We start from the raw sequence: 11,552 nt of genomic DNA, 5'->3' as shown, positions 1-11,552 counted from the left end.
GGCGAGATCAGAATAGCCACCGTGATGTCGGTGACGCTGTCGACCGACCACCGCGCCGTCGACGGTGCGCTGGGTGCCGAACTGCTGGTCGCCTTCAAGAACCTCCTTGAAAATCCGATGGGCCTGCTGGTCTGATCCACCAAGCAGAAGCCGGCGCCGACTGATGCGCCGGCTTGCGACAGAAACGACTTGTCAGGCGCTGACCCTTGACCCATGTTCTATCTGGATTGCGATCCAGGGAGGCCAAATATGCCTGCATTCGACCCATCTGACGTCAAAACCCTGTTCGGCAAGGTCATGGGTGCGTCGCCATCCGACATCAAGCTGGTGGCGCAGCGCCTGCACGACCACGCCTTCGAGCCTCGCATGTCGGCGGAGGAGACCAGGCAGCTCGTCGCCAGCCTCGGCTATGACAGTCTGGACGCGTTCTGCGCCGACATCGGTCTGCCCACGCATATCGCCGAGCGGTGGAGCCGTTTTGGTGTTTCCGGCGAGATGAAGCAGGTGTTCACACTGTTGGCGGCGCAGCGCAAGCGGGTGGCCGAGGCGATCGCCGAATTCGAATCCATGACCCATGTCGGCGTCGAGGATTTTTTGCGCGAGCGCGGGCTGATCTAACCGCCCTTGGCAAGCAGCGCCGTGGCGGTATCGCTGTCAGTGATCAGCACATTGGTGTCGACGGCTTTCAGTGCGGCGAGGATCGCCGCGACCTTGCGCTTGCCGCCCGCGGCGAGAACCACATTCGGCACCTGGCCGACCACATCGAGATCGATGGCCATGACACGCCCGTTGACCTCGTGGTCCACCAAACGGCCATTGGCATCGACGAAATAGCACAGCATGTTGGCGACCGCGCCCTTCGCTTTCAACGGAGCGATCAGCGATGACGGAACGATGCCATGCCGGAAGATGGTGGCGTCGGGCGACATGTCGCCGACGGTGAGCAGCGCGATGTCGGCGGCGGCCGCGCGTTGGCGCACATCCTGCAGGGTCGGCTGTGCCCAGAGGAGATCGCGCAGCGAGGGATTGTCGACCGTGACCGGCGCGGTGATCTGGTAGCTGTCGACCTCGAAGACATCGGCTACCTTGGCGGCAACGATGGACGGATTGATCCATTGCGAGTGCGGCAGGCTGCCGACGAGCGCCACCACACAGGCACGCTTCAACTGCCGGCGGGCAAGGAAGCCGAGGCTGGCATGCAGGGTCGCGCCGCCACCGATGGCGAGCGTCATGCCGTCCTGCATCTGCTCGCCGAGATAGGCCGCGACGGCATGGCCGATGGCTTTCTCCAGATGGTCATGCGCCGAAGGCGTCGGGATGACGACGGCGGCATTCAGACCCCAGCGCTTTTCCAGTCCCCGCTCGAGCGCCACCTGCCCGGCGGTCGGCGCGTTGATCATGGTGACGACAATGCCCTCGGCGGTGCAGGAGGCCAGCGTACGCATGACCTTCACCCTGGAGACATCGAGCTTTTCGGCAATCTGTTCCTGGGTGAAACCTTCGACATAGTAGAGCCATGCCGTCTTGACGGTAAGGTCCGACGAGACCATCGGCAGGCGAGCCTGTCTGGGTTTTTCTGTGGTCATCGGTTCCTGTCCCTCATGAGCCGTGGCCTGACCGGTGCTCATCAAGGAAATACCGGCCGGATGTCAACTGATGCCGGATCTGCGGCGTGTCGATTGTCGCACATTTCTGTTCATTTGTAATTGACATCGTACATATGAACATATTTTGTGGGTTTCACGCGCTGTGTCATCCACCAGTCATATGCGCCGTGCAGGGAGGAAGAGACGGGGAGCCGGCCAGAGCCGGACCGGTCATGCACAGAAAGACAGGAGGTCTCATTGAAGACGCACTTCATCAAGCTGCTGGCCAGCCAGCTGGCGCTCGCAGCAACTTTGTTTGCCGGCGTGGCAAACGCCGAAACACTGACGCTCTACACGTCCCAGCCGGAAGCCGACGCGGCCAAGACCGTGGATGCCTTCAAGAAGGCGCAGCCGGGTATCGATGTGAATATCTATCGCTCCGGAACGAGCGACATCCTGACCAAGATGGCGGCCGAGTTTGCCGCCGGCAGCCCGCAGCCCGACGTGCTTCTGATCGCCGATGCGGTCTCGATGGAGCTGTTGAAGAAGGACGACCGGCTACTGCCCTATCCCGAGGCAAAGCTCGATGGCATCGAGGCGGATGCCTATGATGCCGACAAGACCTATTTCGGCAGCAAGCTGATCACCACCGGCATCGTTTACAACACGGCGGCGACCGAGAAGCCGCAGCATTGGGCCGATCTTGCCAAGCCCGCCTACGCCGATGGCCTGGTCATGCCGAGCCCGCTCTATTCGGGTGCCGCCGCCTACCTGCTTTCAGGCTTCGTCGGCGACGCCAATTATGGCTGGGATTTCTTCCAGAAGCTGAAGACCAACAACACCGTCAGCGTGCGCGGCAATGGTGCGGTGCTGAAGTCGGTGGCATCGGGCGAAAAGCCCTATGGCATCCTGGTCGACTTCATGGCGATGAACGCCAAGAAGAAGGGTTCCCCGGTCGAGTTCGTGTTCCCCTCGGAAGGTGTGCCGGCAGTGACCGAACCGGTCGCCATCATGAAGACCGCCAGGAATGTCGACGGCGCCAAGAAGTTCGTCGACTTCATTCTTTCCGATGACGGCCAGAAGCTTGCGCTTTCGATGGGCTATCTGCCGGCGCGTGCCTCGGTCGGCCGCCCCGAATGGCTGCCGGAAGGCGTCAAGGTCAAGGTGATGCCGTTCGACACCAAGGCAATCGTCGCCAAAACCGACGCCGACAAGGCGAAGTTCTCGGAATTGTTCGGCGGCTGAGCCGGCAATCCAGTCAGGGGTGCCGTCCCAGCGGTATCCCTGACGGGCAAAACCCCGATCGCATCGGCTGATCGACCCCAGGAACGCAATCATGTCAACACGGATCAGGGAAAGCCGGGGCCAGGAAATGGTCCTGACGGCGGCGGTAGCCATCGTCATCGTCCTGCTTTCCCTGCTGCCGATGCTGCGCCTGATCAAGGAGATCGTGGCGCCCGGCGGCACGCTGTCGACCGTCGCGATAAAGGCGGGGCTCGCCAGTCCGGCGACCTGGATCGCCACCTGGCACACACTGGTCGTCGGTATCGGCGGCACCCTGCTTGCGGTGCTGTCTGGAACGCTGGTGGCCGTCCTCGTCACTCTGACCGATATCCGTGGCCGCAGTGCCCTAGTGCTCTGCTATGTCATGCCGTTGATGATCGCGCCGCAGGTGACGGCGCTGGCCTGGCTGCAATTGTTCGGCCCGGCAAGCCCGTTCCTCAAGCTGTTTGGGGCGGCACCGCCGCTCGGTACCAGGAACCCGCTCTATTCGACATCGGGCATCATCCTGCTGCTCGGCGTGCAGTATGGCCCGCTGGTTTTCCTGTTGGTGCGCGCCGGGCTGCGCAAGCTGCCGCGCGAGCTGGTCGAAGCCGCGCGGGCGGGCGGCGCCGGCTGGTTCACCGTGCTGGTCACCATCGTGCTGCCCTTGATGACGCCGTCGATCATGGCGGCCGCTGCTCTTGCCTTCGTCTCATGCGTCGGCAATTTCGGCATTCCGGCCTTTCTCGGCATTCCCGCCAACTATCTCGTGCTGCCGACGCTGATCTATCAGAAGCTGGCCGGCGGCGGCCCCGCCGTGCTCGGCGAAACCGCGTTCCTGTCGGTGCTGATCGGCATTATCGCGATGGCGGGCATCCTTGCCCAGGAGATCATGAGCCGCCGCCGCGACTATCGCATCAGCTCCACGTCGCTTCCGGCCGAGCCCTATGAGCTCGGCCGCTGGCGGCCCGCCGTGCAGGCCGGCATGTGGCTGCTGATCATCGTGGTGCTGGTCCTGCCGCTGTTCGGGCTGGTTCTGACATCGCTGGTGCCGGGCTACGGCATTGCGCTCACCGCCAAGACGGCGACGCTCGACAATTATCGCTTCGTGCTGTTCGAGCATGATGCCGCCAGTAGGGCTTTCTTCAACAGCTTCTGGCTGTCGATCGCGGCGGCCTTCTTCGCGGTCCTGGTCGCCGTGCCGATCGGCTATCTGATCGCCTGGGGCAAGCAGCGCTGGGTGCGGCTGCTCAATCTGTCGGTGGAGCTGCCCTATGCCTTGCCCGGCGTGGTGCTGGCGATCGCCTCGCTGCTCATGTTCCTGCGGCCGATCCCGCTGACCGGCATCCAGCTCTACAACACCGTCTGGATCATCCTCTACGCCTATCTCGCCCGCTTCCTGGTGCTGGCATTGCGGCCGACCATCAGCGGCTATCACCAGATCGACCGGGCGCTGGAGGAGGCGGCGCAAGTGGCCGGCGCCGGGCTGTTCACGCGCATGCGCACGATCATCTTTCCGCTGGTGGCACCGGCGGCGATCGCCGGCGGGCTACTGATCTTCATGACGGCGCTCAGCGAACTCACCGTCTCGGCGCTGCTGTGGTCGTCCGGGTCGGAGACGATCGGTGTCGTGATGTTTTCCTTCGAGCAGGGCGGCGATTCCAACTATGCGGCGGCGATGTCCGTCATCACTGTGGCGGTCACTTTCCTGTTGATGCTGGTGACCAATCTGCTTGCCCCCTACCTTCCGACCGGAGTGCTGCCATGGCGCGATTGAGCCTGGACAATGTGACCAAGAGCTTCGCCAATTTCGATGCCGTCAAGGACGTATCGATCGATGTCGGCGACGGCGAGTTCCTGGCAGTGCTCGGGCCGTCCGGCTGCGGCAAGACCACGCTGCTGCGGCTCGTTGCCGGATTCGAGAAGGTGACGTCAGGCGAGATCCGCATCGGCGGCGAGGTCGTGTCGGGCAAGGGCGGCAGCGTCGCGCCGGAAAAGCGGCGCGTCGGCATCGTCTTCCAGAACTACGCGCTGTGGCCGCACATGACGGTCGCCGAAAACATCGGCTATTCGCTGAAGGTGGCGAAGCTCGACAAGGCCGTCGCGCGCCGGAAGGTTGAAGACGCACTCGCCCTGGTCAATCTGCAAGGGCTGGGCGAGCGTCGGCCGGCCAATCTGTCCGGCGGCCAACGCCAGCGCGTGGCATTGGCGCGCTGCCTTGTCGCCGCGCCCTCGTTGGTTCTGTTCGACGAGCCGCTGGCCAATCTCGACGTGCATCTGAGGGCTTCGATGGAGGACGAGTTCGCGTCCTTCCACAAGCGCACCGGCACGACGATCGTCTACATCACCCATGACCAGGCCGAGGCGATGGCGCTGGCCGATCGGATCGCGGTGATGGATGGCGGGCGTCTTGCCCAGCTGGCGACGCCACGCGAACTCTATCATGAGCCGGCAAATGAAATGGTGGCTTCCTTCATTTCGCAGGGCATTTTGCTGCCTGCGGATGTGTTGAGCGCGGAAGAAAGAGGGCACTGCAAGGTCCGCGTTCTCGGCGCTGAACTGATTGTCCGCTGCCGGCCAGGCGAGCGGCCGCGAACCGGGGCAAAGGTCTGCTGCCGGTCGGCCGATCTCGACGTGTCGCCGGATGGCCCCGGCTTCGATGGTCTGGTCAAGCGGGTGATCTACCAGGGTGGCTCGGCGCGCATCGAATTCACGCCTTCGACCAATCCCGACCTCACCTTGCATTTCGAACAGCCCGATCCGGTCGCGCTGGAGAGCGGAGCCCAGGCACGCCTGCGGATACGCTCCGGCTGGCTGATCCCGGCGGCGGGGGCGGCATCGTGATGATGCTCGACCTGCTCGGCGGCTTTGGCGAAAAGGGCCGCACCAGCCTTGCTGTCAGCAGCGGCAAGGACCGCATCCTGCTCGACGTCGGCATCAAGGTCGGCGCCTCGCGGGCGGACTACTATCCGGCGCTGAACGGCTCGGTCGCCGACATCGATGCGCTGTTCGTCTCGCATGCGCATGAGGATCATGTCGGCGCGCTGAGCTGGCTGCTGTCGCGCGGTTATGCCGGTCCGATCTTCATGACCGCCGAGACCCGAGACGAGGCGCCTGCCACGCTCGCCGGCTATGCTGAGCCCGAGGATTTCAGGCGGTTTCCTTTTCCCGAAGATCGCATCGAATTGTTCGAACCCGGCGACACGTTGAACAGCGGCAATCTTACGATCCGGACGGGACGCTCCGGACATGTCGTGGGCGGCGTGTGGTTTGCCGTCGACGATGGCGAGAGCCGCGTCGCCTATTCCGCCGATGTGGTGCCGGACAGCAATGTCTTCGTCATGGACACCATCCCGCACTGCGACCTGCTTGTCCTCGATGCTTCCTACGGCGCCGATCCGGTGCCGGGGGCGGCGCGTGCGCGCGAAATCTCGCAATGGGTTGCGAGGCATTCGGGCGGGTGTCTTTTGCCGACGCCGCTCTCGGGTCGGTCGCTGGAGCTGATCGCGGCCTTGCCAGGGCCGTTCGCGATCCATGCCGGCATGCGCTCGTCCCTGGAAGCGCAGATCGGCGCCACGGCAGCCCTGTTGCCGGGCGTTTCAACGTTGCTGCGCCGCCGCCTGCAAGACGCAGCCGACTGGACCGATGCCGATCCCCTGCCGTCCATGCCGCTGCTGGCGGATGACGGCATGGGTGAAGCCGGCCCATCGTCGCGCCTCTTGCCGCGTGCCGACCATTCCGGTTTTCCGGTGCTGCTTACCGGGCATCTGCCGTCAGGTTCGCCGGGCGATCTGTTGCACAAGGCCGGTCGGGCGGACTGGGTACGCATGCCGACCCATCCGACGCTGTCGGGCAATGTCGATATCTGGGAGAAGGCCGGCCGTCCCGCGGCACTCGGTCACTCCTGCACGCCGGACCTTCTCGGCGATCTGCAAACCCACATCCCGTCGCTGCGCACGCAGTGCCGCACCGGCCAGTGCATAGTGGTGTCGGAGGCAAGAAAACGATGAGAATTCTGATCTGCAACGATGACGGTATCGAAGCGCCGGGGCTTGCCCGTCTGGTCGCGGCCGCCAGCGCGTTGAGCGGCGATGTCTGGGTGGTCGCGCCCGACGGCAAGCGCACCGCTGCCGGCTCGTCATTGACGATTGCCAGGCCGTTGACCATGCGGCGCGTCAAACCGAACTGGTACGCCTGTTCCGGCACCCCGGCCGATTGCGTGGTAAGCGCCATGACCTGGTTGTTCGCCAATTCCGAGAAACCGGGCCTTGTGCTGTCGGGCGTCAACGATGGCCGCAACGTTGCCGAGGACCTTGCCTATTCCGGCACGCTCGGCATTGCGCGGGAGGCGACGTTCTGGGGCGTTCCGGCCATTGGCTTCTCACGCGTGAAAAATCCTGATTTCACCGATGGCGACGACCAATGGCTTGGCGCGCTGATCGTGTCCCTGTGGCAATCGCGCGCCGACTGGGCCGCTGAGGGTCATTGGCTGAGCATCAACCTGCCGACCTCGCTGCCGGCCGAAATCCGCCAGCCGCGCATCGGCCGCGACAAGATCGCCCGCAAGGCCGAGATCGTGGAGAGCGACGGCGACCGCACGGTCATCACCGTGCCGCGCGGGCGGGCTCACGACAGCCAGCCGGGCGACGAGAACGACGCGATCGATGCCGGCTTCATCAGCATCAACCGGCTGAACTGGCTTGGCGAGACACGGCTGGACGAACGGTTTCTGGACGGGATCCCGCGCCAGCGGCAAACTGGCTGACCTGAGGTCTGCGCGTCGTCATCCGATCACCAACCTGTCAGCGGTTAAATCAAGCCAATCCACTACCTATGCTTGAAGCCGCCGCTATTTCATTCCACATCGGTGCGGATGAAGGGCGAAACAGGAGAACGGCGGCGGCATTTGCTGTGGGCTTTGCCCGCATCGCTGATCCTGCATGCGCTCATCGCGGCGTTTCTGATCTATGGCCTGCCGAGACCCGAGCAGCAGCCGGTTCAGCAAGAACAGCCCGTCAATGTCGCGATCGTGCCGCCGCCCGAGAAGCCCAAGCCGAAACCTGCTCCAAAGCCGCCGGAACCGACACCTGAAAAGAAGGCTGAAAAGCCGCCTGAACAAAAGCCGCCGCCGCCGAAACCGCCAGACGACCAGGTTCTGAAGCGCGTTTTCCAGTACGGCCAGAAAGATACCGGGCCGGAGAAATCGCTCGACGGAAGCAGCGCTAAACCCAACACGCCGTCGCCGGCCAAGGATGAGGCTGCAAAGCCGCCCGTAGCGCCGACACCCGCGCCGACGGAGCCCGCCCCGGCTGCAACGCCACAGCAGAAGGCAGACCCCAGCAAGCCTGACGAGAAGCCGGCCACCGTTGCGCCGGACGAAAAGCCCGCGCAAGGCGGGGAAAAGCAGGCGACCGAGGAAACCGACAAACAGCAGCCGGACAAACAAGAACTCGCACCGCAACCTGACGAAAAGCAAGCCGTCGTGACGCCAAAGCCATTGACGGCTGAGACCGGTGACAAGCCGGCGCCTCCAGCTTCGACTGGAAAGGCAAAGTCCAAACCTGCCAAGACAATGACGTTCAAACCCGCAAGAGCTTTCAAAGCGCCGATCGGGAATGCTGGAAGGTCAAATCCCACCAACAACGACGTTGCAGGATCACCAATCTATTCCGGCCTTCCGGGCGTCAGAAAGCTTTACTCGCAAGGGGCAACCGGCAATGCGTTCGCTACAAGCTCCATGGAGAATGTGCCGCGCGGTCAGCGGGTGGCCACCCTTTGCGGCAATGTTCTGAGCCGGGAACTGCAAAGTGCCGACTATACGGTCAAATGGGTGCCAACCATTACGCTGGACAAAGGCAATGTTCTCAATCCTCCGCAGGCCGCTTTCAGCACCAGAAACGCTTGGTACAACCTAAATTTCCGATGCGAAGTCGACGCCGATGCGACGAGGGTCCTGTCCTTCAACTTCCGTGTGGGCTCACTCGTGCCGCCTGGCGAATGGGCCAGCCGTGGATTCACAAAGTATCGTCTAAACTAGGCCGGCACACCAAACCTAGCCAATTGCCGGCTAACTTCTTGCCAGTCGGCGCAGACGAAATCGGCACCGGCAGCCGTCAGTCGCGCGGCGTGCTCGGCATAGGTATGGCCGCCGCCGGTGTAGCCGATCGCCGTCATGCCGGCGGCGATCGCGCCCTGGATGCCGAAGGGCGAGTCCTCGATGACGATGCAGTCAACGGGATTGGCGCCGATCTTGTCCGCCGCGAAGAGGAAGATGTCCGGCGCGGGTTTGCCGTTCTTGACCATCGAGGAACTGTAGATCGCATCGCCGAAGAAACGCGCCAGCCCGGTCACCGCAAGGCTGTGGTTTATGCGCTCGACGGAGGAGGACGAGGCGACACAGCGGTCGCCTGCAAGCGCCTCCAGAAAGGCAGTGATTCCCGGTGTCGGCTTCAATTCCTGCGAGAACAGCACCTTGGTCTCGGCCCAGATGTCGCCGTCCGCCGCCGCCGGAAACTGGTGGCCGGTCAAATCTTTGATCCTGGCGATGATATCGGACTGCTTCATGCCGATGCATTGGGCGATGATGCTGGTGTTGACGCCGGGCATGCCGTGCTTTTCGTAGACGCGCTCATAGGCGCGGGCGGCCAGAGGCTCGCTGTCGACAAGAACGCCGTCGCAATCGAAAATAATAGGCCTTGGTCGCGCCACGCGTTTCCCTCTCGAGTCAATTTTCGCACATCGCTATCGGCAAAAAGTCAAATGTTCAATAGCACGTGCGGTTTTGGGGACGCGAAGAGCGGGCTCAAAGCTGGCGCAACGCATCGCTCGCACGGGAAGACCCGAGCGCCCGTTGCATGGCTTGCCGGGACTGCGCGCGATCCGGGGTGATCCAGTTCGGTTCGGCGCCGAGAAAGCGGTCGAGGAAAGCCACCGCATAGGCCGGCATCTCGGTCACATTCTCGCGATAGGACCACCAGGTGCGCAAATCGTCGGCGCATTTGTCGATGCCGGGTGCCGTGCCGAATTCCTGCTCGTGGATCGCCGAAATCACCGAGACGCAGTAGTTGGTGTAGAGGAAACCCTCCGGCCAGAAGCGGACGATTTCCAGCGTGCCGGCGTTCGTTTCCGTCTCGATCAGCTGCGTGAGGCCGGAGATTTCCCTGGCCGGCGCCTGTTTTATCAGCTCACGCAGCACGAGGCCGGCGGCAAAGACGATGAAGTCGGCGCGGTCGATCGCGGCGAAGCGCTTCTGCGCCTCCATGATCTCGACCCAGTCGAGAAAGGCCCTGGTGAGCTTGGCCTCGTCGATCTCGAAGCGCACGCCGAACGTGTCCGCGACCACCTTGGCGCTGCCGCGAAAGGTGGCGCGGAACCAGCGCAACTGCCGCAGCCGATGGCGAAGATCGGGCATCAAGGCCAGTTCGTCCCGGAAGGGCAGGTCCATGTTTCCTCGTATCCTGTTTCCCGGTCAGCCTAGCACAAGGGCGCCGCCGCCGAAATCTGTCAGCGGCCCTGTGGATGACCGCTTCAGAGGCCAATATCATACATATTGACATTCTCGGAAACAAATGTTCTCACTTTGCTGTTGTCACGCGCCGGTCCAAGGTGCGATTCAACTGAGGCTTCGGGAGGAGAACCGAATGGCGATTTGGCAGTGGGGACTGCTTCTGCTGGTTATCGTGTGGGCGCTGCAGTCGCTCGGCGTCTGGCTGCAGATGCGGCATTATTCGGATGTCTTCAGGGGCGTCACCGACCAGTACAAGGACGGCTTCGTCGGAGCCGGCAATTTTCGCGGCCGGTTGGCCAAGGGCACCATCGCGCTCGTCGTGGTGACGCCCGATCTGGTCGTGCGCCGCCTGATGGTGATGAGCGGCCGTTCCGTCTTCACCAAGTTCAAGAGACATGAAGAATTCGAGGGTGTTCCCCTCGATCGACTCCGGTCCAACCCTGCAATCATGGGGGAGGGGGAACCCGGTGTGGCCGAGGCCGTGAAACGGGCGATCGAGCAGATCGACAAAACACGGTCGGAGCCGGGGAAGAAGCCGGGCCTGTCCGGTTTGAACGTAGCAAGGGCTTAGAGCCGGATGATTTCGGGTTCTAAATCGAAGGGATAGAGGACGCCGCGCACCGACTGGGATCAACCGGCGGGTGGCATAAGGAGGAGAAATGTCTGTATTTTCGTTGTTGGCGCAGCATGCCGACATGGCCGTGCACAATCTGCATGTCGCAGGTGCTATGGTTTCGGATGCCGCATTGCATGGCAAGCTCGCTGTCGAGCATGCCTCCGACCATCTCGTTGTCCTCGCACAAGCGGACAGCGGACCGATCACCGTCGATCAGTTCAAGGAAAAGCTGAAGGACGTCCAGCAGGAAGAGCAGCTCGGCTGGCTGACCGCCATCGGCAAGTACTTCATCGGCATCTTCCAGAAGGGTGGCGAGGTCTTCGCCGGCTTCGTCACCGGCATCATTCCGACGCTGGTGGTGCTGATGACGGCCTTCTATGCCGTCACCGAACTGGTCGGTGAAGAGCGCGTGCATGGCCTGGCGCGCGGCGCCGGTCGGATCGCGCTGACGCGCTACACGCTTTTGCCGCTGCTGGCGGTGTTCTTCCTCACCAATCCGATGGCCTATACGTTCGGATCGTTCCTGGAAGAAAAGCACAAGCCAGCCTTCTATGACGCGGCCGTGTCCTATGTGCACCCG

General features: G+C 63.0%; 13 protein-coding genes. 10 read left to right on the top strand and 3 right to left on the bottom strand.

The window, feature by feature from the left end:
- Both EN932_RS17305 and EN932_RS17300 read left to right on the top strand, forming a co-directional pair.
- Window positions 1–135, top strand: a 135-nt coding sequence (locus EN932_RS17305; protein ID WP_206618942.1) for a 2-oxo acid dehydrogenase subunit E2, incomplete at its 5' end; no start/stop codon positions are given.
- Window positions 136–249: 114 nt separating this feature from the next.
- The gene (locus EN932_RS17300; RefSeq protein ID WP_013529317.1) at window positions 250–618 is read left to right on the top strand and encodes a hypothetical protein; all 369 of its coding nucleotides are present in this window, start codon (window positions 250–252) and stop codon (window positions 616–618) included.
- On the opposite strand, the gene EN932_RS17295 is transcribed toward EN932_RS17300, so the two are convergent.
- Entirely contained in the window at window positions 615–1,586 is a 972-nt protein-coding gene (locus EN932_RS17295; RefSeq protein ID WP_127368264.1) for a sugar-binding transcriptional regulator, read from the bottom strand. The two genes, EN932_RS17300 and EN932_RS17295, sit on opposite strands and share 4 nt — an antisense overlap.
- 258 nt (window positions 1,587–1,844) lie before the next feature.
- Between EN932_RS17295 and EN932_RS17290 the strand changes: the two genes are divergently transcribed.
- From EN932_RS17290 to EN932_RS17265, 6 genes are all read left to right on the top strand, one after another.
- Complete coding sequence (locus EN932_RS17290; protein ID WP_024503709.1) at window positions 1,845–2,831, top strand: ABC transporter substrate-binding protein; 987 nt, start codon at window positions 1,845–1,847, stop codon at window positions 2,829–2,831.
- A 91-nt stretch (window positions 2,832–2,922) separates the two neighbouring features.
- Window positions 2,923–4,626 carry an iron ABC transporter permease gene (locus tag EN932_RS17285; protein WP_127368265.1) on the top strand — a complete coding sequence of 568 codons (1,704 nt, stop codon included), beginning with the start codon at window positions 2,923–2,925 and terminating at the stop codon, window positions 4,624–4,626.
- Complete coding sequence (locus EN932_RS17280; protein ID WP_127368266.1) at window positions 4,614–5,693, top strand: ABC transporter ATP-binding protein; 1,080 nt, start codon at window positions 4,614–4,616, stop codon at window positions 5,691–5,693. Before EN932_RS17285 ends, EN932_RS17280 begins: the two co-directional genes overlap by 13 nt.
- Window positions 5,693–6,859 (top strand): MBL fold metallo-hydrolase, encoded by a 1,167-nt coding sequence (locus tag EN932_RS17275; RefSeq protein ID WP_127368269.1) that lies wholly within the window; start codon window positions 5,693–5,695, stop codon window positions 6,857–6,859. Before EN932_RS17280 ends, EN932_RS17275 begins: the two co-directional genes overlap by 1 nt.
- Window positions 6,856–7,614, top strand: a complete 759-nt coding sequence (locus EN932_RS17270) for a 5'/3'-nucleotidase SurE (RefSeq protein ID WP_127368267.1) — start codon at window positions 6,856–6,858, stop codon at window positions 7,612–7,614. Before EN932_RS17275 ends, EN932_RS17270 begins: the two co-directional genes overlap by 4 nt.
- Before the next feature lie 108 nt (window positions 7,615–7,722).
- Window positions 7,723–8,886: a DUF930 domain-containing protein gene (locus tag EN932_RS17265; RefSeq protein WP_127385392.1), complete on the top strand. Its 1,164-nt coding sequence runs from the start codon at window positions 7,723–7,725 to the stop codon at window positions 8,884–8,886.
- Here the strand turns inward: EN932_RS17265 and EN932_RS17260 are convergent.
- Together EN932_RS17260 and EN932_RS17255 are read right to left on the bottom strand one after the other, a co-directional pair.
- Window positions 8,883–9,557: an HAD family phosphatase gene (locus tag EN932_RS17260; protein WP_013529325.1), complete on the bottom strand. Its 675-nt coding sequence runs from the start codon at window positions 9,555–9,557 to the stop codon at window positions 8,883–8,885. The two genes, EN932_RS17265 and EN932_RS17260, sit on opposite strands and share 4 nt — an antisense overlap.
- A 94-nt stretch (window positions 9,558–9,651) precedes the next feature.
- Window positions 9,652–10,293 carry a hypothetical protein gene (locus tag EN932_RS17255; protein ID WP_127369600.1) on the bottom strand — a complete coding sequence of 214 codons (642 nt, stop codon included), beginning with the start codon at window positions 10,291–10,293 and terminating at the stop codon, window positions 9,652–9,654.
- Between the two features lie 196 nt (window positions 10,294–10,489).
- On the opposite strand from EN932_RS17255, the gene EN932_RS17250 reads away from it, so the two are divergent.
- Entirely contained in the window at window positions 10,490–10,927 is a 438-nt protein-coding gene (locus EN932_RS17250) for a transcriptional regulator GutM (protein ID WP_013529327.1), read from the top strand.
- Between the two features lie 88 nt (window positions 10,928–11,015).
- On the top strand, window positions 11,016–11,552 hold a 537-nt coding region (locus EN932_RS17245; RefSeq protein ID WP_128368939.1), incomplete at its 3' end, for a PTS glucitol/sorbitol transporter subunit IIC.

The sequence above is a fragment of the Mesorhizobium sp. M7A.F.Ca.US.002.01.1.1 genome, from assembly GCF_004022955.1.
Taxonomy (GTDB): domain Bacteria; phylum Pseudomonadota; class Alphaproteobacteria; order Rhizobiales; family Rhizobiaceae; genus Mesorhizobium; species Mesorhizobium ciceri.
Note: the sequence above shows the minus strand (reverse complement) of the source record. Positions and strands in the feature narration are given on the sequence as shown.